The sequence below is a fragment of the Streptomyces sp. RB17 genome (assembly GCF_009604455.1).
In the GTDB taxonomy this organism is placed as follows: Bacteria; Actinomycetota; Actinomycetes; order Streptomycetales; family Streptomycetaceae; genus Streptomyces.
In genome coordinates this window covers 322,019-343,108 of the sequence record NZ_WEGL01000010.1, presented here as the reverse complement: position 1 = coordinate 343,108, position 21,090 = coordinate 322,019, and the positions used below count along the sequence as shown (strand labels likewise).

Annotated in this window: 21 protein-coding genes and 1 riboswitch; of the genes, 15 read left to right on the top strand and 6 right to left on the bottom strand. The window is 69.3% G+C overall.

Annotated elements, in window-relative coordinates; all coding sequences use genetic code 11:
• The first annotated feature begins 76 nt into the window (after positions 1-76).
• From SRB17_RS37730 to SRB17_RS37720, 3 genes are all read left to right on the top strand, one after another.
• Entirely contained in the window at positions 77-988 is a 912-nt protein-coding gene (locus SRB17_RS37730) for a MerR family transcriptional regulator (protein ID WP_153545470.1), read from the top strand.
• Between the two features lie 59 nt (positions 989-1,047).
• Positions 1,048-1,260 (top strand): EF-hand domain-containing protein, encoded by a 213-nt coding sequence (locus SRB17_RS37725; protein ID WP_323377094.1) that lies wholly within the window; start codon positions 1,048-1,050, stop codon positions 1,258-1,260.
• A 261-nt stretch (positions 1,261-1,521) separates the two neighbouring features.
• A complete protein-coding gene (locus SRB17_RS37720; RefSeq protein ID WP_153545466.1) occupies positions 1,522-2,184 on the top strand; it encodes an NADPH-dependent F420 reductase in 663 nt (220 codons plus the stop codon).
• Between the two features lie 190 nt (positions 2,185-2,374).
• Here the strand turns inward: SRB17_RS37720 and SRB17_RS37715 are convergent, their stop codons facing one another.
• Positions 2,375-2,932 carry a GH25 family lysozyme gene (locus SRB17_RS37715; RefSeq protein ID WP_153545464.1) on the bottom strand — a complete coding sequence of 186 codons (558 nt, stop codon included), beginning with the start codon at positions 2,930-2,932 and terminating at the stop codon, positions 2,375-2,377.
• Positions 2,933-3,025: 93 nt separating this feature from the next.
• The gene (locus SRB17_RS37710; RefSeq protein WP_153545462.1) at positions 3,026-4,063 is read right to left on the bottom strand and encodes a phosphatidylinositol-specific phospholipase C domain-containing protein; all 1,038 of its coding nucleotides are present in this window, start codon (positions 4,061-4,063) and stop codon (positions 3,026-3,028) included.
• A gap of 153 nt (positions 4,064-4,216) precedes the next feature.
• Between SRB17_RS37710 and SRB17_RS37705 the strand changes: the two genes are divergently transcribed.
• The 3 genes from SRB17_RS37705 to SRB17_RS37695 are packed head-to-tail and all read left to right on the top strand — an operon-like array spanning position 4,217 to position 5,614.
• The gene (locus SRB17_RS37705) at positions 4,217-4,396 is read left to right on the top strand and encodes a CopG family transcriptional regulator (RefSeq protein ID WP_323377073.1); all 180 of its coding nucleotides are present in this window, start codon (positions 4,217-4,219) and stop codon (positions 4,394-4,396) included.
• 1 nt (position 4,397) lies between these two features.
• Positions 4,398-4,733, top strand: coding sequence for a VOC family protein (locus SRB17_RS37700; protein WP_153545460.1), 336 nt, complete (start codon positions 4,398-4,400; stop codon positions 4,731-4,733).
• 20 nt (positions 4,734-4,753) lie between these two features.
• Entirely contained in the window at positions 4,754-5,614 is an 861-nt protein-coding gene (locus tag SRB17_RS37695; protein WP_153545458.1) for a class I SAM-dependent methyltransferase, read from the top strand.
• 15 nt (positions 5,615-5,629) lie between these two features.
• Here SRB17_RS37695 and SRB17_RS37690 read toward each other — a convergent pair whose 3' ends face one another.
• The 4 genes from SRB17_RS37690 to gcvT all read right to left on the bottom strand — a co-directional run bounded on the left by SRB17_RS37690 (position 5,630) and on the right by gcvT (position 9,983).
• Positions 5,630-6,997: an L-serine ammonia-lyase gene (locus SRB17_RS37690; RefSeq protein WP_323377071.1), complete on the bottom strand. Its 1,368-nt coding sequence runs from the start codon at positions 6,995-6,997 to the stop codon at positions 5,630-5,632.
• Positions 6,998-7,079: 82 nt separating this feature from the next.
• Positions 7,080-8,363 carry a serine hydroxymethyltransferase gene (gene glyA, locus SRB17_RS37685; RefSeq protein WP_153545456.1) on the bottom strand — a complete coding sequence of 428 codons (1,284 nt, stop codon included), beginning with the start codon at positions 8,361-8,363 and terminating at the stop codon, positions 7,080-7,082.
• A gap of 14 nt (positions 8,364-8,377) precedes the next feature.
• A complete protein-coding gene (gene gcvH / locus SRB17_RS37680; RefSeq protein ID WP_153545454.1) occupies positions 8,378-8,755 on the bottom strand; it encodes a glycine cleavage system protein GcvH in 378 nt (125 codons plus the stop codon).
• A 109-nt stretch (positions 8,756-8,864) separates the two neighbouring features.
• Entirely contained in the window at positions 8,865-9,983 is a 1,119-nt protein-coding gene (gene gcvT, locus SRB17_RS37675) for a glycine cleavage system aminomethyltransferase GcvT (RefSeq protein ID WP_153545452.1), read from the bottom strand.
• 157 nt (positions 9,984-10,140) lie between these two features.
• A riboswitch (glycine riboswitch) is annotated at positions 10,141-10,238 on the bottom strand.
• Positions 10,239-10,400: 162 nt separating this feature from the next.
• On the opposite strand from gcvT, the gene SRB17_RS37670 reads away from it, so the two are divergent.
• The 9 genes from SRB17_RS37670 to SRB17_RS37630 all read left to right on the top strand — a co-directional run bounded on the left by SRB17_RS37670 (position 10,401) and on the right by SRB17_RS37630 (position 21,049).
• Positions 10,401-11,060 (top strand): AAA family ATPase, encoded by a 660-nt coding sequence (locus SRB17_RS37670; protein ID WP_323377069.1) that lies wholly within the window; start codon positions 10,401-10,403, stop codon positions 11,058-11,060.
• Between the two features lie 66 nt (positions 11,061-11,126).
• Positions 11,127-11,918: an enhanced serine sensitivity protein SseB gene (locus SRB17_RS37665; protein ID WP_153545450.1), complete on the top strand. Its 792-nt coding sequence runs from the start codon at positions 11,127-11,129 to the stop codon at positions 11,916-11,918.
• Positions 11,919-12,097: 179 nt separating this feature from the next.
• Positions 12,098-12,889, top strand: a complete 792-nt coding sequence (locus SRB17_RS37660) for an enhanced serine sensitivity protein SseB C-terminal domain-containing protein (RefSeq protein ID WP_323377068.1) — start codon at positions 12,098-12,100, stop codon at positions 12,887-12,889.
• Between the two features lie 375 nt (positions 12,890-13,264).
• Entirely contained in the window at positions 13,265-14,263 is a 999-nt protein-coding gene (locus tag SRB17_RS37655) for an ABC transporter permease (RefSeq protein ID WP_323377066.1), read from the top strand.
• A 28-nt stretch (positions 14,264-14,291) separates the two neighbouring features.
• A complete protein-coding gene (locus SRB17_RS37650) occupies positions 14,292-16,034 on the top strand; it encodes an ABC transporter substrate-binding protein (protein WP_416237119.1) in 1,743 nt (580 codons plus the stop codon).
• Between the two features lie 90 nt (positions 16,035-16,124).
• On the top strand, positions 16,125-17,135 hold the full coding sequence (locus tag SRB17_RS37645) for an ABC transporter permease (protein WP_323377064.1): 1,011 nt from the start codon (positions 16,125-16,127) through the stop codon (positions 17,133-17,135).
• Entirely contained in the window at positions 17,132-18,217 is a 1,086-nt protein-coding gene (locus tag SRB17_RS37640; protein WP_323377062.1) for an ABC transporter ATP-binding protein, read from the top strand. The genes SRB17_RS37645 and SRB17_RS37640 overlap by 4 nt, the downstream gene beginning before the upstream one ends.
• 11 nt (positions 18,218-18,228) lie before the next feature.
• Positions 18,229-19,557 (top strand): dipeptide ABC transporter ATP-binding protein, encoded by a 1,329-nt coding sequence (locus SRB17_RS37635; RefSeq protein ID WP_323377060.1) that lies wholly within the window; start codon positions 18,229-18,231, stop codon positions 19,555-19,557.
• Between the two features lie 100 nt (positions 19,558-19,657).
• Positions 19,658-21,049 (top strand): M1 family metallopeptidase, encoded by a 1,392-nt coding sequence (locus SRB17_RS37630; RefSeq protein WP_153545446.1) that lies wholly within the window; start codon positions 19,658-19,660, stop codon positions 21,047-21,049.
• The last annotated feature ends 41 nt before the right edge of the window (positions 21,050-21,090 follow it).

Here is a 21,090-nt window from a genome sequence, read left to right as displayed (position 1 = left end):
GCACCGACGCCCGAGGAGCGGGCCCGCGGGCCCGCTCCTTGAGTCTCCACCCACTGGAAGGCCCAGACTCGCCGACATGACCGAAGACGGCACCGGACTCCTCACCATCGGCGAGCTGGCCCGGGCCACCGGGCTGACCGTGCGCACCATCCGCTACTGGTCCGACGAGGGCGTCCTCACCCCGGTGACCCGCTCCTCCGGCGGCTACCGGCTCTACGACAGCGCCGCCGTGGCCCGCCTGGAGCTGATCCGCACCCTGCGCGAGCTCGGGCTCGGCCTGGGCGACGTGCGCAGGGTGCTGGCCGGGGAGCGGACGGTCGCCGAGGTCGCGGCCACGCACGTCGCGGCCCTGGACGCGCAGATCCGGTCGCTGAAGGTGACCCGCGCGGTGCTGTCGACGGTAGCCCGACGAGGCTCGACCGCCGAGGAGATGACCCTGATGAACAAGCTGGCGCGACTGTCCGCCGCCGAGCGGCAGCGGATCGTGGACGACTTCGTGGAGGAGATCTTCCAGGGGCTGGACACGGCCGACCCCTGGATCCGCGAGCGGACCCGCAGCATCGGCGTGAGCCTGCCGGACGACCCCACCCCGGAGCAGGTCGACGCCTGGGTGGAGCTGGCGGAACTGCTGCAGAACCCGGACTTCCGGGCCGCGATGCGCCGGATGATCGAGTTCAACGCCGCCGACCGCACGCCGGACACCCCGGCCGGCGCCTCGGCGATGTTCTTCAAGCGGCTGGTCGAGCTGGTCGGCGCCGCGCAGGACCGCGGGGTGACCCCGCAGTCGCCCGAGGCGGACGCCGTCCTGACCGAACTGCTCGGCGCGGACACCGACCGCACGGCCGTGCTCCGCCGTATCGACCTCGGCAACGAGGTCGTCCGCTACCGGGAGTTGGCCTCCCTGATCAAGGGCGAGCAGGAGCCGCCGAGGTTCCAGGCGGAGTTCGGCTGGGTGGTCGCGGCGCTGAAGGCCTGGCCGGGCCGTTAATCTGACCAGCGTCAGTACGCCAGCACGGCATGAGAAACACGACCAAAAGGGGCGGATCGGTGGCGGACATCGAGGAAGCACGCAAGCAGTTCCAGCGGATCGACGCGGACGGTGACGGATTCATCACCGCCGCCGAGTTCAAGTCCGCCCTGGCTCAGGAGGGTGACTGGAACGTCACGGAGACCGTCGCCGAGGCCATCATCAGGCAGCGCGACCTCAACGGAGACAAGGTCCTGTCCTTCGACGAGTTCTGGGCCTACCTGAGCAAGTGACATGCCGAGAGGGGGCCCTCCCACCCGGGAGGGCCCCCTTCGCCGTGCCGTGACCCGTCGCGGGGGAGCGGGGTCCACGGCGGCCTGCGCCGGGTGATCGCCGAGGTGTACGACGGCCCGGCAAGATCGTCGTACGGCCGTGAACGCGCCGGAGCGGGCGCCTCGCCCGATCGGCGCAAACGACGGAATAGCACCCGCACCCAAGGGGTTGTCGCCTCCGCACACGCATGCACACGCATACAACGACCCCGGAGGCCAGTCATGAAGATCGGCATCATCGGCGCGGGCAACATCGGCGGCAACCTCACCCGGCGGCTCACGGCCCTCGGCCACGACGTGTCCGTGGCCAACTCCCGCGGCCCCGAGACGCTGGCGGAACTGGCCGAGGAGACCGGAGCGACCCCGGTCCGCGCGGAGGACGCCGCCCAGGGCGCCCAGGTGGTGGTCGTCACCGTCCCGCTCAAGGCGGTCCCGAACCTCCCCTCCGGCCTGCTGGACGGCGCCGCCGAGGGGGCCGCGGTGATCGACACCGGCAACTACTACCCACGCGAGCGCGACGGCCGGATCGCGGCCATCGAGGACGAAGGCCTGACCGAGAGCCGCTGGACCGAGCGACACCTCGGCCACCCGGTGATCAAGGCCTTCAACGGCACCTACGCCCAGGACATCCTGGACCGCCACCGCCCCGCGGGCGACCCCGAGCGCATCGCCCTCCCGGTCGCCGGCGACGACGAGGCGGCCAAGGCGAAGGTCCGCGCCCTCATCGACGAACTCGGCTTCGACACGGTCGACACGGGCGGCCTCGACGACTCCTGGCGCCAACAGCCCGGCACCCCCGTCTACGGCCTCCGCGCGGACGCGGAAGGAGTGAAGAAGGCCCTCGCGGGGGCGTCCCCCGAACGGCCGGCCGGCTTCCGCGGCTGACGCCAACCGCCTTCCGCTCCCCGCGTACGGCCCCCAGTACGGCTGCGGGGGACCGCGTGGTGATGTGCAGGGCGAGTGGGGACGGGTGGTCGTGCGACCGGTCCTCCGACAGGTATCCGATGACGAAAGGGATGTGCAGGACTCATTACGCGCGGCACCGGAGGGCCAGAGGCTTGGCTCCCATCGATGTCTATGCGCCGTCGGCCCAGTCCTTGAGTGCTGCCTTGCTCGCGAAGGCGGCCACGTCCTTGTCGTGGGGCTCGCTCGTGTACTGGTGGAACAGCCACTTCGCCTTGATGCGGGGGTGGCCGGCGGTGACGTAGTCGGCGATCCAGAGGCCGTCGCCCGCGTAGGAGGTCGTGTCGACGCGCAACCAGAAGTCCCTGTTCGCGTAGAGCACGACCCGGTGGTGTGGCCTCAGCTGCTTCACCTTCTTGATGAAGGTGTCCTTCTCCGCGTTGCTCGCGTGGGTGCCGTCGCCGGTGGTCTCCCAGTCGACGGCGAGGATGTCGCCCGCCCTGGACGGGGCGGCGGTCACGAAGTGCTCGGCCTGGGCGGTGAGGTTGCCCGGCCACAGGAAGTGGTAGAAGCCGACGACCAGGCCGGCGTCGCGGGCGGTCTTCGCCTGGGCCGTGGCGTGGGGGTTGACGTACGAGCGGCCCTCCGTCGCCTTGATGAAGGCGAAGGAGAGGCCGCTCGTGTCGTACGAGGACGACTGATACGCGCTGACGTCGATGCCGCGGAGCATGTGGGGACTCCTAGATGTGCCGGTGGGGAGAGGAGTTGCTGGTTGAGTGATGCCCCACGATGGCACGCCCGATCCGTCCCGGACGGGGGAACGTCAGCTCCGGGTGACCACCGAACTGAGGACCGACGCCGGCTTCGCCGACCAGTCGGAGGTGATGAGGCTCGCGTGGTCCTTGGCCAGCAGGGCCAGCCGGGCGGCGACTTCGGCGTCCGTCGGGTCGGTGGAGGAGATCGCGGGGGAGACGTTGTTGGCGTCGGTCATGATCGAGATGTAGTGGTTCGTGGAGTAGAACGACGTGTCGTAGCCGTTGTTCACGTACGTCGCCGCGTCACCGTCGAAGAACACGAACCACGGGCGGATCGAGGTGTCGGAGGTCCAGCGGCTCGCGCGCGGGTCGCCGTTCGCCGCGCCCAGCACCGCGGGGAAGGCCTCGGCCTGCGAGATGTTTCCGGCCGCGTACAGGTCGCGCAGGTGGTCGCCGTACTCCTGGTCCGTCCAGTAGTGGTCGAAGGGGTTGTTCATCTCCACGGTGCCGGGGATCACCTCGAAGAGGAACTTGCCCTTGAGGGAGTCGCGGCTGGGCCAGGCGTTGGCCTTCGCGGCCGCGTCCAGCGTGGAGTACGAGGTGCCCAGCAGGTCGGACGGCGTGTAGACGCTGCCGCCGAGCTTCTGGCCGATGAGTGTGTCGAACTCGTCCGGACCCATGTTCGCGTTGTTGTTGAAGCCCACCTTCATCTCGATCTTGAAGACGATCGGCGGGTGGTCGGGGTGGAGCTGGTTCCAGGCCGCGATGTTGTCCAGGCAGCTGCCGAAGTCCTGGTCGCGGTTCTTGCTGTACAGCTCGCTCGGGGTCTTCGCCGCCTCGCAGTTGTTGTCGTCGCCCAGCGGATTGCTGTGGCTGACCCGCCAGCGGTGACTGAGGCTGTCCACGTACACGTCCAGCTCCAGCAGTGAGGCGCCGGAGTCCAGCGCCTGTGCGAAGTAGGTGTACTTGGCCTTGTCGTACGCGTTGTGCGTCCCGATCGCCGTCGTCTCGGAGAACTTCGGCGCCGCCGCGTTCGCGTTGCCCGGCCCCACCATCAGCAGAGCACCGGCACCCACGAGTGCCGCCAGTCGTCTCACCGCGCCCATTGCTCAACTTCCCTTCGCTGTCGCCGAGTTGGCGGCAGCGTAGGAGCGAGCGGTTACTGCGCGGTAGCCCCTGAAGGAACATCAGCCACTCTCCGGCCGTCGGGCGACCTGTCACCACTGGTGGCTAGATTGCTAGCATGCTAGCCTCAAGGTGTGGGTGATGAGGAAGTCAAGCAGTTCAACGTGTACCTGCCGATCGGACTGATCAAGCAGGTCAAGTACCGCGCCATCGAGTCGGGCACGTCCTTGTCGGCACTGGTCGCAGAAGCGCTGCGCGCCTACCTCGACGACGCCCAGGGGCAGGAACAGCAGTCGACCGAGAAGGAGAGCTGACATGGCGACCGAGGGCATCGAGGCGGTGTTCCTGGAGACCCACAACTGGGGAAAGGCGGCGAAGTTCTTCCAGGCGCTCGGTTACGACCTGGAATTCGCGACCGACCACAACTCCGGCCAGTTCCGGTGCGGCGACGGGCCGTACGTGTTCATCGCCGAGGACCGCGAGCCGCAGACGCAGATCGTGCTGAAGGTGCCGGACGCGGACGCGTTCCGCGCCGATCCGTCCGTCGAGGTGGTCACGCCGTTCGAGGACACCCACTTCGGAACCCGGATGATGACGGTCCGCGACCCCGACGGGCGGCTGTGGAGCCTGCAGGCCCCCGCGGCGAAGTGACGGGAACGGGAGGCGGCGCCATGACCGACGAGCGAACCGGGACACCGGACAACACCGCCGTGCGGTGCGCCCTGTGGCGGGCGATGCACGTCCACGTCGATCCGCCGCCCCACGTCCTGGCGGACGAGATCGGTCTGCGGCTCGTGGACCCCGGGGACGACTGGCGCGACCGCCCGGACATGGACCCGGACGCCACCCGCGGCTTCCGGGCCGCCATGGTGGCCCGCGCCCGCTTCATCGAGGACCTGGTCGCCGAGCAGGCGGACCGGGGCGTCGACCAGTACGTCCTGCTCGGCGCCGGCCTCGACACCTTCGCCCAGCGCAGGCCACAGGCCGCGTCCCGGGTGCACGTCTTCGAGGTCGACCAGCCCGGCACGCAGCACTGGAAGCGCCGGCGCCTCACCGAACTCGGCTACGGCGTCCCCGGCCGGCTGCACCTGGTGCCGGTGGACTTCGAGGCGGACGCCGAGTCCTGGCCGGACCGTCTCACCGCTGCCGGATTCGACCCCGGCCGGCCGGCGGTCATCGCCTCCACCGGCGTCACCATGTACCTCACCAAGGAGGCCACGGCGGCCACCCTGCGCCGGATCGCCCTGCTGGCACCCGGCTCGACCCTCGCCCTGACCTTTCTGCTGCCGGAGCACCTCGTGGACGAGCGCGACCGCGCCGGCCTCAGAGCGAGCGAGGCGGGCGCCCGGTCCTCCGGCACGCCGTTCCTCAGCTTCCACACCCCGGACGAGATGCTCGCCCTGGCCCGCGAGGCCGGCTTCCAGGACGCCCAGCACATCCCGGGCACCTCCCTCGCCGCCCGCTACTTCAGCGGCCGCCCCGACGGCCTGCGCCCGTCGACCGGCGAGGACCTGCTGCTGGCCCGGACCTGACCTGACCTGACCCCGTCAGCACTCGATGATGTTCACCGCCAGCCCGCCCCGGGCCGTCTCCTTGTACTTCACGGACATGTCCGCGCCGGTGTCCTTCATGGTCTTGATGACCTTGTCCAGGGACACCTTGTGGGAGCCGTCGCCGCGCATGGCCATCTTCGCCGCGGTGACCGCCTTCACCGCGGCCATGCCGTTGCGCTCGATGCACGGGATCTGGACCAGGCCGCCGACCGGGTCGCAGGTCAGGCCGAGGTTGTGCTCCATGCCGATCTCGGCGGCGTTCTCCACCTGCTCGGGGGAGCCGCCGAGGACCTCGGCCAGCGCGCCCGCGGCCATCGAGCAGGCGGAGCCGACCTCGCCCTGGCAGCCGACCTCGGCGCCGGAGATGGAGGCGTTCTCCTTGAAGAGCATGCCGATCGCGCCGGCGGCGAGGAGGAAGCGGACCACGCCGTCCTCGTCGGCGCCGGGGACGAAGTTGATGTAGTAGTGCAGGACCGCGGGGATGATGCCGGCCGCGCCGTTCGTCGGGGCGGTCACGACCCGGCCGCCGGCCGCGTTCTCCTCGTTGACCGCCATGGCGTAGAGCGTGATCCACTCCATCGCGTGGGCCAGCGGGTCGCCCTCGGCGCGCAGCTGGCGGGCGGAGACGGCCGCGCGGCGGCGCACCTTCAGGCCGCCCGGCAGGATGCCCTCGCGGGACATGCCACGCTTCACGCACTCGCGCATCACCCGCCAGATCTCCAGCAGGCCCGCGCGGATCTCGTCCTCCGTGCGCCAGGCCCGCTCGTTCTCCAGCATCAGGGAGGAGATCGACAGGCCCGTCTCCTTCGTCAGGCGCAGCAGCTCGTCGCCCGTGCGGAAGGAGTACTTCAGGACCGTGTCGTCCAGCTTGATCCGGTCCGCGCCGACCGCGTCCTCGTCCACGACGAAGCCGCCGCCGACCGAGTAGTACGTCTTCGAGAGCAGTTCCGCCCCGGAGCCGTCGTACGCCCATATCGTCATGCCGTTGGCGTGGTACGGCAGGGCCTTGCGGCGGTGCAGCACGAGATCCTTGTCGAAGTCGAACGCGATCTCGCGTTCGCCGAGGAGACTGATCCGGCCCTCGGCCTTGATCGCCTCCACGCGCGCGTCCGCCGTCTCCACGTCCACCGTGCGCGGTGAGTCGCCGGTCAGGCCGAGCAGGACGGCCTTCGGGGTGCCGTGGCCGTGACCGGTCGCGCCCAGGGAGCCGTACAGCTCCGTGCGGACGGAGGAGGTCTTTTCCAGCAGCCCTTCGTTGCGCAGCCGCCGCGCGAACATGCGCGCCGCGCGCATCGGGCCGACCGTGTGGGAGCTGGACGGGCCGATGCCGATCGAGAACAGGTCGAAGACCGAGATGGCCACGGTCACTCCTCAAGACAGGGGGTGGCGGGGCACCCTCCGGGATCTCCGTCGGGCGCCCCACCGGGGACTTACGTGTCCGGGCCTACTTGTTCAGGCCCGGGTACAGCGGGTGCTTGTCGGCGAGCGCCTTCACGCGCGCCTTGAGGGCCTCGGCGTCGGCCGCCCCGAAGGGAGACGGCGCCTTCAGCGCCTCGGCGATCACGTCCGCGACCTCGGCGAAGTCCTCGGCCGTGAAGCCGCGGGTCGCGAGGGCGGGCGTGCCGATCCGCAGGCCCGAGGTGACCATCGGCGGGCGGGGGTCGTTCGGGACCGCGTTGCGGTTGACCGTGATGCCGACCTCGTGGAGGCGGTCCTCGGCCTGCTGCCCGTCCAGCTCGGACGCGCGCAGGTCGACAAGGATCAGGTGCACGTCCGTGCCGCCGGACAGGACGTTCACGCCGGCCTCGCGGGCGTCGGCCGCCGTCAGACGCTCGGCGAGGATGCGGGCGCCCTCCACTGTACGACGCTGGCGCTCCTTGAACTCCTCGCTCGCGGCGACCTTGAAGGAGACCGCCTTGGCCGCGATCACGTGCTCCAGGGGACCGCCCTGGAAGCCCGGGAAGACGGCGGAGTTCAGCTTCTTCGCGAAGTCCTTGCCGCGGGCGAGGATGATGCCGCCGCGCGGACCGCCCAGCGTCTTGTGCGTGGTGGAGGTGACCACGTCGGCGTACGGCACCGGGTTCGCGTGCAGACCGGCCGCGACCAGGCCCGCGAAGTGCGCCATGTCGACCCACAGGTAGGCCTCCACCTCGTCCGCGATCCGGCGGAAGGCGGCGAAGTCCAGCTCACGCGGGTACGCCGACCAGCCCGCGATGATCACCTTCGGGCGGTGCTCCTTGGCGAGCCGCTCGACCTCGGCCATGTCGACCAGGCCGGTCTCGGCGTCCACGTGGTAGGCGACCACGTCGAACTGCTTGCCGGAGAAGTTCAGGCGCATGCCGTGGGTCAGGTGGCCCCCGTGCGCGAGGTCCAGGCCGAGGATGGTGTCCCCGGGCTGGGCCAGGGCGAACAGGGCCGCCTGGTTGGCGGAGGCACCGGAGTGGGGCTGGACGTTGGCGTACTCGGCGCCGAACAGCTCCTTGACCCGGTCGATGGCGATCTGCTCGGCGACGTCGACGTGCTCGCAGCCGCCGTAGTAGCGGCGGCCCGGGTAGCCCTCGGCGTACTTGTTGGTGAGGACGGAGCCCTGCGCCTCCATCACCGCGAGCGGCGCGAAGTTCTCGGAGGCGATCATCTCCAGCGTGGACTGCTGGCGGCCGAGCTCGGCGTCGACCGCTGCGGCGATCTCCGGGTCCAGCTCGTGCAGGGACGTGTTCAGGACGGTCATACGGCTACGACTCCTCAGCCGGCGTTCTGGGCGGTGTACTCGTCGGCGGAGAGCAGGTCGGCCGGCTCCTCCGTGACGCGCACCTTGAACAGCCAGCCGCCCTCGAAGGGGGCCGAGTTCACCAGCGACGGGTCGTTGACGACGTCCTCGTTGACTTCGGTGACCTCACCGGAGACGGGCGAGTACAGGTCGGAGACCGACTTGGTCGACTCCAGCTCGCCGCAGGTCTCGCCCGCGGACACCGTGGAGCCGACCTCGGGGAGCTGGGCGTAGACGACGTCGCCGAGCGCGTTGGCCGCGAACTCGGTGATGCCGACCGTCGACACGCCGTCCTCGGCGGGCGACAGCCACTCGTGCTCCTTGCTGTAGCGCAGCTGCTGGGGGTTGCTCATGGCCTGAATTCTCCTGTACGCGCGGGAGTGCTGATGAAGGGGGGACTGCTGAGACCGCTGATGAGCAGCGGAAACGTGCGCTGGGTCACACAGTGACCGCGCCCAGTGTCTAGTTCTGGCGCTTGTAGAACGGCAGCGCCACGACCTCGTACGGCTCGTGGCTGCCCCGGACGTCCACGCCGACACCCTCGGTGCCCGGGGCCGCGTGCGCCGCGTCGACGTACGCCATGGCGATCGGCTTGCCCAGGGTGGGGGAGGGGGCGCCGGAGGTGACCTCGCCGATCACCTCGCCGCCGGCGACGACCGCGTACCCGGCGCGCGGCACCCGTCGGCCCTCGGCGATCAGGCCGACGAGCACTCGCGGCGGGTTCTGCTCGGCCTTGGCGGCGGCCTCGGTGAGCGCCTCGCGCCCGACGAAGTCGCCCTCCTTCTCGAACTTCACCACCCGGCCGAGCCCCGCGTCGAAGGGGGTGAGCGAGGTGGTCAGCTCGTGCCCGTACAGCGGCATGCCCGCCTCCAGGCGCAGCGTGTCCCGGCAGGACAGGCCGCAGGGGACCAGGCCGACGCCCTCGCCGGCCTTGGTCAGCGCCTGCCACAGCTCGACCGCGTGCTCCGGCTTCACGAACAGCTCGAAGCCGTCCTCGCCGGTGTATCCGGTGCGGGCGATCAGCGCCGGGACGCCGGCGACCGTGCCGGGCAGGCCGGCGTAGTACTTCAGGCCGTCCAGGTCGGCGTCGGTGAGGGACTTCAGGATGCCGGGGGACTGAGGGCCCTGGACGGCGATCAGCGCGTACGCGTCCCGGTCGTCGCGCACCTCGGCGTCGAAGCCGGCGGAACGCTCGACGAGGGCGTCCAGCACCACCTGGGCATTGGAGGCGTTGGCGACGACCATGTACTCGGTCTCGGCGAGCCGGTAGACGATCAGGTCGTCCAGGATGCCGCCGTCGGCCTGGCAGATCATGGTGTAACGGGCGCGGCCCACGCCGACGGAGGCGATGTTGCCGACCAGGGCGTGGTTCAGGAGGGCGGCCGCCCCGTCGCCGGTGACGGTGATCTCGCCCATGTGGGAGAGGTCGAAGAGACCCGCCTTCGTCCGTACGGCGAGGTGCTCGTCGCGCTCGGAGCCGTAGCGCAGCGGCATGTCCCAGCCGGCGAAGTCGGTCATCGTCGCACCGAGCGAGCGATGCACGGCATCGAGCGCGGTGTGACGGAGTTCAGTGCTGCTCATCGGTCGGTCGTCTCCCAGGGCAAAGCAGGACGGGCGAGGAACGTTCCTCCCCATCTGTCATCGGAACCTGAGAGGTTCGCCAGGACCGCCACAGGGACGATCACGGCTTGCACCTTGGGTGGAGCCACTGTCGCAGCGGCCCGCTTTTCAGATGTGCCTCGCCCGCGCGGTAACGGGGCCTGAGAGATTCAAGGGAGGGACTTGCTCCTTCGGCGCCCCAACGAAGGCTGCTGGGGACTCTCCCGCGCGGATTCAAGCGGCCGGTATGCAGTTGGCGGCCACATCATCGCACGGCGAGCGGGCTTTTGTAACCGACCTGTGGCAGGACCCGGACCCCGTCGGCGACATCGTCCATTACCTTCTCTTTACGTAGTGCGGGAATGAAGATTACCGGGCCGACAGGGGAGGACGATCACGGTGAACAGGACCGCGGTGTACGCCACCGCCACCACCGGCATCACGGTGCCGGGGCAACGCCGCGCCCCGGCCCCGGTCGTCCGTGACCTGCGCGACCGCGCCGGCCGCGGCCCGCGCGCCCTCGTCTTCGGCCCCCGCGACCTGGTCGTGATCACCGGCCTGCCCGGCAGCGGCAAGTCCACCCTGATGCACCGCGCGGTCGCAGGCCCCCGCATCGACTCCCAGGACACCCGCGACCGCTGGGACGCCCGCGCCCCCCGCTTCCTCCCCTACGCCCTCTACCGCCCATTGGTCCGCCTCGCCCACTACGCCGGACTGCGCCGCGCCCTGCGCACCGGAGAGGGCGTCGTCGTGCACGACTGCGGCACCCAGTCATGGGTGCGCGCCTGGCTCGCCCGGGAGGCCCGCCGCCGTGGCGGCACCCTCCATCTGCTGCTGCTCGACGTCACCGCCGAGACCGCGCGCGAGGGGCAGCGCGAGCGCGGCCGGGGCGTCTCCGCCCATGCCTTTCGCCGCCACCGCCGTACGACCGCCCGGCTGCTCGGCGCGGTCGAGCGCGGTGAGCCGCCCGCGGGCTGCGGCTCGGCGGTGCTGCTGGACCGCCCGGCGGCGGACGCGCTCCAGCGGATCACCTTCGTGGGACGAGGCTTCACAAGATGAGGCCCTGTCACAGCCACCCGCTAGCCTTCAGGGACACAGCAGTGGTTCTCAGCAGGCGGTAGGCAGATGGACTTCCCGGCGGACGTTCCCGCGGACTTCCCGGCACAGGCGCACCCCCAGCCGCACGGCGGCTGGCCCGGCAACGAGCTGGAGGAGGTGCTCTCGGCCTCCCTCGGCATACCCGCCGCGGCCGGCCGGATCATCGAGGTGCTGGGCCGGAGCCTGCTCTGGATCCCGCTCCCGGCCGGCGGCGGCCCGGACAGCGGCCCGCTCGACCTGCCCACGCTGGACATCGACGGCCAGGCGTACGTCCCGGTGTTCAGCTCCGAGGAGCAGCTGCGCCAGGCGGCCGGCTCCCACATGTCGTACACCATCGCCCCCGCCGTGGAGTTCGCCCGCGGCCTGCCCCCGCAGGTCGGCATCGCGGTGAACCCCGACGCGCTGGTCGGCATCCCGCTTCCGCCCGCGGCGGTGGCCGAGCTGTGCCGGGCCGGCCGTACCCCGCTGGACGGCCCGAACACCGGCGCCCGGGTCCGCCTCTTCGAGCCCGACTGGCAGGACGACCCGGTCGACTTCCTCTCCGCCGCGTCCGCCGAGTTCGCCGAGACCGGCGTGGTCCGCACCGCCCGTCGCTGCCTCGCCGCGATCGAGACGGACGACCCGGTGATGTTCGTGGGCGTCGAGCTCTCCCAGTGGGAGGGCGACCTCCGCACGCTCCCCCTCCAGGCCCTCGGCAGAGCCCTCGGCAAAGTCCCGGTCAAGTGGCCGGTCAACCTGGTCCTCATGGACGTGACGGACGACCCGGTGTCCGAGTGGCTGAAGTCGAACGTCCGCCCCTTCTATCAGTACGGTCACTGATCAGCGGGCCGGAGGGCAGCGGGCCTGAGGGGCGCGGGGCTGTGTCCGATATGCGGCTCCGCCGCGGGGCGCGACAAGCCACAACGCACCCGCACCCGTGCACGCACCCAAGGCGGCACCCCGTTCGGCGCTTAAGCTGTCCCCAAACGCGGGGCACAGAAAAGAGAAGGGCACGACAGGTGAGCGCGAGCCACAGCGGCAGCGTCGGCGTGGAACACACGCTGCGCCAGGTCACCCCCGGCCGCTACGACGCCTACGAGGCCCTGCTCCGTGCCCTCGCCACCCCCTCCTCCGGCCAGATCTGGATGCTCCTGTGGCACGGCCAGGCCGGCTCCCCGGACGCCCAGTACGGGAACATGGAGGTGGAAGGCTTCCACTACGCCCCCTGCGTCACCTCCGCCCAGGAGCTCTCGGCCAGCGGCTGGAACCGGTCGTACGAGCTCGTCGACGGACTCGACCTGGCCCGCACCCTCTACCCCGACCACTACGGCCTCTGGCTCAACCCGCACGCGCCCGGCGGCGGCGTCGGCATCCCCTGGCTGGATCTGCGCCGCATCGCCACGGGCCTGGACCGCCAGCCCGCGGGCCCCCTCCGGCTGACCGAGCCCGGCATCGAGATCCCCGAGTTCTACGCCCTCCTCGCACAGAACGCCCACCGCACCCCGGCCCTGCGCTCCCTGCGCCGCGCCTGGGTGCAGCCGGCGCTCGGCGCGCCGTACCTCGCCATCGGCCTGGACGTGTACGACACCTCCCCGGCCGCGGTCGACTCGGTGCGCGCGATGATGCAGCAGTCCGTGGGCGCGGTGCCGGAGGGCCTGCCGGTTTCCACGGTCGCGCTGACCGACGACTACGACCCGGTCGTGATCTGGATGCGGGCGAACGCCCGCCCCTTCTACGACCGCGAGGCGCATGCGGCCCCGGCGCCCGCGGCGGGCCCCGGGTACGGGTACACGGGTCCTCGGTCCTACTGAGCGCTCAGCCGCTGTGATGCAGGTCACCGCGGAGTGTCTTGTCCTCAACTACCCTGTATGTCCGCCCGGTTCGATGTAGGGCGTCCGCCGATGTCCCCGTCCGGCAGTCGATCTTCCCTGTTCGGATAACGGAATCCCCTAGGCGGCATCACGTTTACGCATACTTTCTCCATCAGGCCTGGCGCGTGATCGAGAGCGCGTTGAAGACTCGCCTCTCAAGACGCGAGACCATCGATCCTGTGATCGAACCAGTCACGGAATCAGCTGGATCTCTGGGGCCGTCACCAACGTGCGGCCGGCGCAGGTAAGTGAACCAAGCCGCCCACAGCGGCGGACAAAGGCCGGTCACCACCGGCGAGAGGGGTCAGGTCAACTGTGACCGCACCGATCGAGACCACCGGGGAAGAGGCTGCAGCGCCTCCCGAGTCCGTGCTCGCCGGGGCCACGAAGAGCCAGATCGAAGGGCGTTCACTCAGCCAGATCGCCTGGACCCGGTTCAAGCGGGACAAGGTGGCCGTGGCGGGCGGGGTCGTCGTCATTCTGCTCGTGCTGATGGCGGTGCTCGCCAAGCCGATCGAGTGGATCTTCGGACTCGACCCGGACAAGTTCCACCAGGACCTCATCGACCCCGCGCTGCTGGCGCCCAAGGGTGCCTGGGGTGGCATGAGCTGGGCTCACCCGCTGGGTGTGGAGCCGCAGTACGGCCGCGACATGCTCGCCCGTATCATCGACGGCTCCTGGGTCTCCCTCGTGGTCGCCGGAGGCGCCACCCTCCTCTCGGTGGTCATCGGCACCGTGCTCGGCGTCATCGCCGGCTACTACGGCGGCTGGGTCGACAGCATCATCAGCAAGCTGATGGACACCTTCCTGGCGTTCCCGCTGCTGCTGTTCGCCATCGCCATCTCGGCCTCGGTGCAGGACGGCTTCTTCGGGCTCAACGGCCTGCCGCTGCGGATCTCCGTGCTGATCTTCGTGATCGGCTTCTTCAGCTGGCCGTACATCGGCCGCATCGTGCGCGCCCAGACGATGACCCTGCGCAGGCGGGAGTTCGTCGAGGCCGCCACCAGTCTGGGAGCCCGCGGCCCGTACATCCTGTTCCGCGAGCTCCTCCCCAACCTCGTCGCGCCGATCCTCGTCTACTCGACGCTGATCATCCCGACGAACATCCTCTTCGAGGCTGCGCTGAGCTTCCTCGGAGTCGGCATCGCCCCGCCGCAGGCCTCCTGGGGCGGCATGCTCAGCAACGCCGTGGATCTCTACACCGCAGATCCGCAGTACATGTTCGTGCCCGGACTGGCGATCTTCATCACCGTCCTGGCCTTCAATCTGCTGGGTGACGGGCTGCGTGATGCGCTCGATCCTCGCAGCAAGTGATCCATCGATAGAGGGGGTCTTCCTCAACGTGAAGACGAGAAGGGTTATCGCCGCCGTGGCATCGGTCACGGTGCTCTCCCTGGGCGCGGCCGCGTGCGGCGGCGGGGGCGGCAAGAGCAGCAGTGGCGGCAACGGAAGCAAGGACGCGGCGCTGGACTCCATCGTCAACGCGTCGAGCAAGAAGGGGGGCACGGTCAACCTGGAAGACTCGGACGTGCCGGACTCCCTGGACCCGGGCAACACCTACTACGGCTTCGTGCAGAACTTCTCGCGCCTGTACGCGCGGACGCTCGTCACGTTCAAGCCGGCCGCCGGCAAGGACGGCCTCACGGTCGTCCCGGACCTCGCGGAGTCCCTGGGCACGCCCAGCAAGGACGCCAAGACCTGGACCTACCACCTGCGTTCGGGCCTGAAGTTCGACGACGGCACCCCGATCACGTCCAAGGACGTCAAGTACGCCATCGAGCGCTCCAACTTCGCGCCCGAGGCCCTGTCCAACGGCCCGACGTACTTCAAGGCGTACCTGCAGGGCGGTGACAAGTACAAGGGCCCGTACAAGGACAAGAAGGGCCTGGACTCCATCGCCACCCCGGACGACCGCACGATCGTCTTCCACCTGAACCAGCCGTTCGCCGACTTCGACTACCTGGCGACCTTCTCCCAGACGGCCCCCGTGCCGCAGGCGAAGGACGACGGTGCGAAGTACGTCCAGCACATCGTGTCCTCCGGCCCCTACAAGTTCTCGTCGTACGAGGAGGGCGCCAGCGCCACCCTCGTCCGCAACCCGAACTGGGACCCGAAGACGGACCCGATCCGCAAGGCGCTGCCGGACAAGATCAACGTCAAGTTCAAGGTCAACCCGGTCTCGATCGACAACGACCTGCTGGCTGACAAGATCACGGCCGACATCGCGGGCGCCGGTGTGCAGCCGCAGACCCAGCCGAAGATCCTGAACGGCAAGTACGCCAAGCAGACGGACAACTCCTACGCTGGCGCCACCGGTTACATGGCGCTGAACCTGCACGTCGCGCCGTTCGACAACGTGCACTGCCGCAAGGCCGTGCAGTGGGCGACCGACAAGCAGTCGGTGATCGACGCCATGGGTGGTTCGCCGAAGGGTGACGTGGCCACCACGCTGCTGCCGCCGTCCGTCAACGGCTACACCAAGTTCGACGAGTACCCGACCGCGGGCCACAAGGGTGACGTGGCCAAGGCCAAGGCCGAGCTGAAGCTGTGCGGCAAGCCGAACGGCTTCTCGACCACGCTGACGGCCCGTTCCGACCGTCCTGCCGAGATCGCGGGCGCCACGGCCATCCAGAACTCCCTGAAGGCCGCCGGCATCAACGTCGACATCAAGCAGTTCCCGTCCGGCAAGTACTTCTCCAACTTCGCCGGTGTCCCGAGCTACGTCCACCAGCACAAGCTCGGCATGATGATGATGGCGTGGGGCGCCGACTGGCCGACCGGCTACGGCTTCCTGGACCAGATCATCGACGGCAGCGCCATCAAGCCCTCGGGCGGCAACAACCTGATGGAGCTGAACGACCCGAAGATCAACGCTGCTCTGAAGGCGGCCATCGGCAACACCGACTCCGCGGCCCGCACCAAGGCCTGGGGCGACATCGACAAGATGGTCGCCGACAACGCCTCGGTCGTTCCGCTGATCTACCGCAAGAACCTGCTGATCAGGCCCACGTCCGCGACCAACGTCACGGTCACGCAGGCGTACCTCGGCATGTACGACTACCTGCTGCTGAGCTCCTCGAAGTAACAGCAGGCCGGATACCCCTGAAAGGCAGGTGAAGGCACCGGGTGGCCGGGGCGGACACACACCGCCCCGGCCACCCGGAGCCGCACAGCTGTGGCTGCGTACATCATCCGACGCGTCTTCGGCGCATTGGTACTGCTGCTGGTGGTCAGCGCAGTCACCTTCGCCATCTTCTTCCTGGTCCCCCGCCTGGGCGGCCAGACAGCCACCCAGCTGGCCACCCAGTACGTCGGCAAGGACGCCAACCCCGCGTCCATCGCCGCGATCAAGCACAACCTGGGTCTCGACCAGCCCATCTACGTCCAGTTCTGGCACTACATCAAGGGCCTGTTCGTGGGCGCCGACTACAAGTTCGGCCCCGATGCGACGCACTGCAACGCCCCCTGCTTCGGGTACTCCTTCAAGAGTCACATCGAGGTGTGGCCCCAGCTCGAGCAAAAGATCCCCGTGTCCTTCTCGCTGGCCGTCGGTGCGGCGGTGATCTGGGTGATCTTCGGTGTGACGACCGGTGTCATCTCGGCGCTGCGCAAGGGCAAGCCGATCGACCGCATCTCGATGTTCATCGCGCTGGCCGGCGTCTCGCTCCCGATCTTCTTCACCGGACAGGTCATCAACGCCCTGTTCATCTACCAGTGGCCCATCTGGGACAGCACGGACTACGTGCCGTTCACCCAGAACCCGGGCCAGTGGGCCTGGCATCTGCTGCTGCCCTGGATAAGCCTCGCGTTCCTCTTCTCCGCCACATATGCCCGACTCACCCGGGCGGGCATGCTGGAGACGATGAGTGAGGACTACATCCGGACGGCCCGTGCCAAGGGCCTCAAGGAGCGCACGGTCGTGACGAAGCACGGTCTGCGGGCCACCCTGACCCCCATCGTCACCATCTTCGGCATTGACTTCGGCACCCTGATCGGTACCGCGGTACTCACCGAGACGGTCTTCTCCCTGAAGGGCATCGGCGCCTACTCGATCCAGGCCATCCAGGACAACGACCTGCCCATCGTGATGGGCGTGACCCTGGTCGCCGCATTCTTCATCGTCTTCAGCAATCTCATCGTCGACTTGGTGTACGCCGCCATCGACCCCCGCGTGAGGTACTCGTGAGCAAGCTCGACAAGGCGGCGCTCGGCGAACCGGCCGACTCCGCCCCCTCCGACGCCGACGACGCGTTCCTCTCCGTACGCGATCTGCGCATCCACTTCAAAACCGACGACGGCCTGGTCAAGTCGGTGGACGGGGTCAGCTTCGACGTGCAGCGGGGCAAGACCCTGGGCATCGTCGGTGAGTCCGGTTCCGGCAAGTCCGTCACCTCGCTCGGCGTGATGGGTCTGCACCGCTCGGCGACCAACGCCCGGGTCTCCGGGGAGGTGTGGCTGGACGGACAGGAACTGATCGGAGCCGACCCGGACGACGTCCGGCGGATGCGTGGCCGCAAAATGGCGATGATCTTCCAGGACCCGCTGTCCGCGATGCACCCCTACTACACGGTCGGGGCGCAGATCGTCGAGGCCTACCGGGTCCACCACAACGTCAACAAGAAGGTCGCCAGGCAGCGGGCGATCGAGATGCTGGACCGCGTGGGCATCCCGGAGCCGGACAAGCGCGTGGACGGCTACCCGCACGAGTTCTCCGGCGGTATGCGCCAGCGCGCGATGATCGCGATGGCGCTGGTGAACAACCCCGAGCTGCTCATCGCCGACGAGCCGACCACCGCCCTGGACGTCACCGTGCAGGCGCAGATCCTGGACCTGATCCGGGATCTGCAGAAGGAGTTCGGCTCCGCGGTCATCATGATCACGCACGATCTCGGTGTGGTAGCCGAGATGGCCGACGACCTGCTGGTCATGTACGGCGGCCGGTGCATTGAGCGTGGAGCGGCCGAGGAGGTCTTCTCCGCGCCCCGCCACCCCTACACCTGGGGCCTGCTCGGTTCGATGCCGCGGCTGGACCGGGAGGAGACCGAACGGCTCAACCCGATCAAGGGCTCCCCGCCCTCCCTCATCAACGTCCCGTCCGGCTGCGCCTTCAACCCGCGCTGCCCGTACGCGGACCTCCCGAAGGACAACGTCACCCGCACGGTCCGCCCCGAGCTGACCGAGGTCGGCAGCGGACACTGGGCGGCCTGCCACATGACGCAGGAGCAGCGGGAGCGTATCTGGACCGAAGAGATTGCGCCGAAGCTGTGAGCGACGAAAAAGTGAGCATCCCCGCGCAGAGTGACGGTGCCACCACCAGCGAGGACACCGCCGTCGCCGACGGCGACATCCTGCTGAAGGTGACCGGGCTCCAGAAGCACTTCCCGATCCGCAAGGGCCTGCTGCAGCGGCAGGTAGGGGCGGTGCGCGCCGTCGACGGCATCGACTTCGAGGTCCGCAAGGGCGAGACCCTGGGCGTCGTGGGCGAGTCCGGCTGCGGCAAGTCGACCATGGGCCGGCTGATCACGCGTCTCCTGGAACCGACCGCCGGCAAGGTCGAGTTCGAGGGCACGGACATCACGCATCTCGGGGTCGGCGGCATGCGCTCGATGCGCCGCGACATGCAGATGATCTTCCAGGACCCGTACGGGTCGCTGAACCCGCGCCACACCGTCGGCACGATCGTCGGCGCGCCCTTCAAGCTCCAGGGCGTCGAGCCCGAGGGCGGCATCAAGAAGGAGGTGCAGCGGCTGCTGTCGGTGGTCGGTCTCAACCCCGAGCACTACAACCGCTACCCGCACGAGTTCTCCGGCGGTCAGCGCCAGCGCATCGGCATCGCCCGCGCGCTCGCCCTGAAGCCGAAGCTGGTGGTCGCCGACGAGCCGGTGTCCGCGCTGGACGTGTCGATCCAGGCGCAGGTCGTGAACCTGCTGGACGACCTCCAGGAGGAGCTGGGCCTGACGTACGTGATCATCGCGCACGACCTCTCGGTCGTCCGGCACGTCTCGGACCGGATCGCGGTGATGTACCTCGGCAAGGTCGTGGAGCTCGCCGACCGGGACTCGCTGTACAAGGCGCCGATGCACCCGTACACCAAGGCGCTGATGTCGGCGGTGCCGATCCCGGACCCGAAGCGGAAGAACGCGAAGAGCGAGCGCATCCTGCTCAAGGGTGACGTGCCCTCGCCGATCTCGCCGCCCTCGGGCTGCCGCTTCCACACCCGGTGCTGGAAGGCCACGGAGATCTGCCGGACCACCGAGCCGGCGCTGCTGGAGCTGAAGCCCGGCCAGCGGGTCGCCTGCCACCACCCGGAGAACTTCGAGGACCAGGCTCCGCAGGACACGGTTCTGCTCTCCGCGGCCAAGGAGGCGGCCGAGCTGGTCTCGGACGAGGTCCTCGCGGAGTCGGCGGAGACGTCGGCGGCGGTGGCGGCGGAGCTGGCCGAGGCAACCTCGGAGGATGCGGCCTCGGGGGAGACCGCCTCGGGGGAGACCGCCTCGGAGGAGACTGCCGCTGAGGAGACGGCCTCCGAGGTGGCGTCCTCGGAGGAGACCGCTGAGGCGTCCGCCGAGGCCTCCGACCCCGACTCCCAGGAGTCAACCGACAAGTAGCACATGACAACTGGGCAAAGTCATGTACATGCCCGAACGGGAGAGCGCACAGTCGTCCGTGTCCGACCACTGATCGGTACACGCTCGAAAGGGACGACTGATGGCACTCTCCCGTTCGGCACGTCTGGGGACCCTCGCGACCGCGGCGGTCTCCTTACTCGTCATCGCCGCCGCGCCCGCCCCCACCCCCGGCGCCCCCGGCATCGGCGACCCCTACTTCCCGAATCTCGGCAACGGCGGCTTCGACGCGCTCCACTACGACCTCGACGTCGCCTACGCCCCCGGCACCGGCCGCCTGGACGGCCGTACGACCCTCATCGCGCGCGCCACCCAGAACCTCTCCTCCTTCGACCTGGACCTCCAGCAGCTGGACGTCAGTGGCGTCGAAGTCGACGGCAGACGGGCCGCATTCACGCGCACCGGGGACGAACTGGTCATCACCCCGCGCCACGGCATCGTCCGGGGCCGCACCTTCCGGGTGGCCGTCACCTACGGCGGCATACCCCAGCCCCTCAGCGGGCCCATCGTGTTCGGTTCCAAGTACGGCTGGATGAAGACCCCCGACGGCGTCTTCGTCGCGTGCGAGCCCAACGCCGCCTCCACCTGGTTCCCGTCCAGCGACCACCCCGCCGACAAGGCCACCTACGACATCCGGATCAAGGCGCCCGAGGGCCTGACCGGCGTGTCCAACGGCCGGCTCGTGTCGACGTACGACAAGGGCGGCTCGACGTACACCCACTGGCGCGAGTCGAGGCCCATGGCGACCTACCTCGCGACCGCCACCATCGGGAAGTTCGACGTGCGCACCGGGCGGACCCCCGGCGGCATCCCCGTCTACGTCGCGATCGACCCGGTGCTCAAGAACAGCAACAGCGTCGACGTGTACGCCGTCACCGCCGCCGCCACCGACTACTGGTCGAAGATCTTCGGGCCGTACCCGTTCGAGGAGACCGGCGCGATCGTGGACGACATGCCCGAGGCCGGGTTCTCGCTGGAGGTGCAGAGCAAGCCCGCCTACTCGGCCGTGCGCAACGAGACGACCATCGTGCACGAGCTCGCCCACCAGTGGTTCGGCGACTCGGTGAGCGTGGCGCGGTGGAAGGACATCTGGCTGAACGAGGGCTTCGCCACCTACGCCCAGTGGCTGTGGGCGGAGCACCAGGGGACCCGCTCGGCCCACGACTCGTTCCTGGCCGCCTACAACTCCATTCCGGCCGACTCGTCCTTCTGGCAGATCAAGGTCGCCGACCCGCAGCGCGACACGATGTTCGCCTCCGCCGTCTACCAGCGCGGCGCGATGACGCTCCAGATGCTCCGGGAGCGGATCGGCGACGAGGCCTTCTTCAGGCTGCTGCCCGCCTGGACGAAGCTTCACCGGTACGGCAACGCGGACACCGCCGACTTCATCCGCCTCGCCGAGCGCGTCAGCGGGCGGCAACTGGACGACCTCTTCCAGACCTGGCTGTTCACCACAGGGAAACCCGCCCTGTGAGCCTGGCTTTGTAAGGTTCACGCCCCTCGGCGGGTGAGAAT

Bases quoted from the DNA above. Each gene is read 5' to 3' on its own strand.
- SRB17_RS37730 (WP_153545470.1), top strand. From the start codon at position 77: ATGACCGAAGACGGCACCGGACTCCTCACCATCGGCGAGCTGGCCCGG.
- SRB17_RS37720 (WP_153545466.1), top strand. From the start codon at position 1,522: ATGAAGATCGGCATCATCGGCGCGGGCAACATCGGCGGCAACCTCACC.
- SRB17_RS37715 (WP_153545464.1), bottom strand. From the start codon at position 2,932: ATGCTCCGCGGCATCGACGTCAGCGCGTATCAGTCGTCCTCGTACGAC.
- SRB17_RS37710 (WP_153545462.1), bottom strand. From the start codon at position 4,063: ATGGGCGCGGTGAGACGACTGGCGGCACTCGTGGGTGCCGGTGCTCTG.
- SRB17_RS37700 (WP_153545460.1), top strand. From the start codon at position 4,398: ATGGCGACCGAGGGCATCGAGGCGGTGTTCCTGGAGACCCACAACTGG.
- SRB17_RS37695 (WP_153545458.1), top strand. From the start codon at position 4,754: ATGACCGACGAGCGAACCGGGACACCGGACAACACCGCCGTGCGGTGC.
- glyA (WP_153545456.1), bottom strand. From the start codon at position 8,363: ATGACCGTCCTGAACACGTCCCTGCACGAGCTGGACCCGGAGATCGCC.
- gcvH (WP_153545454.1), bottom strand. From the start codon at position 8,755: ATGAGCAACCCCCAGCAGCTGCGCTACAGCAAGGAGCACGAGTGGCTG.
- gcvT (WP_153545452.1), bottom strand. From the start codon at position 9,983: ATGAGCAGCACTGAACTCCGTCACACCGCGCTCGATGCCGTGCATCGC.
- SRB17_RS37665 (WP_153545450.1), top strand. From the start codon at position 11,127: ATGGACTTCCCGGCGGACGTTCCCGCGGACTTCCCGGCACAGGCGCAC.
- SRB17_RS37630 (WP_153545446.1), top strand. From the start codon at position 19,658: ATGGCACTCTCCCGTTCGGCACGTCTGGGGACCCTCGCGACCGCGGCG.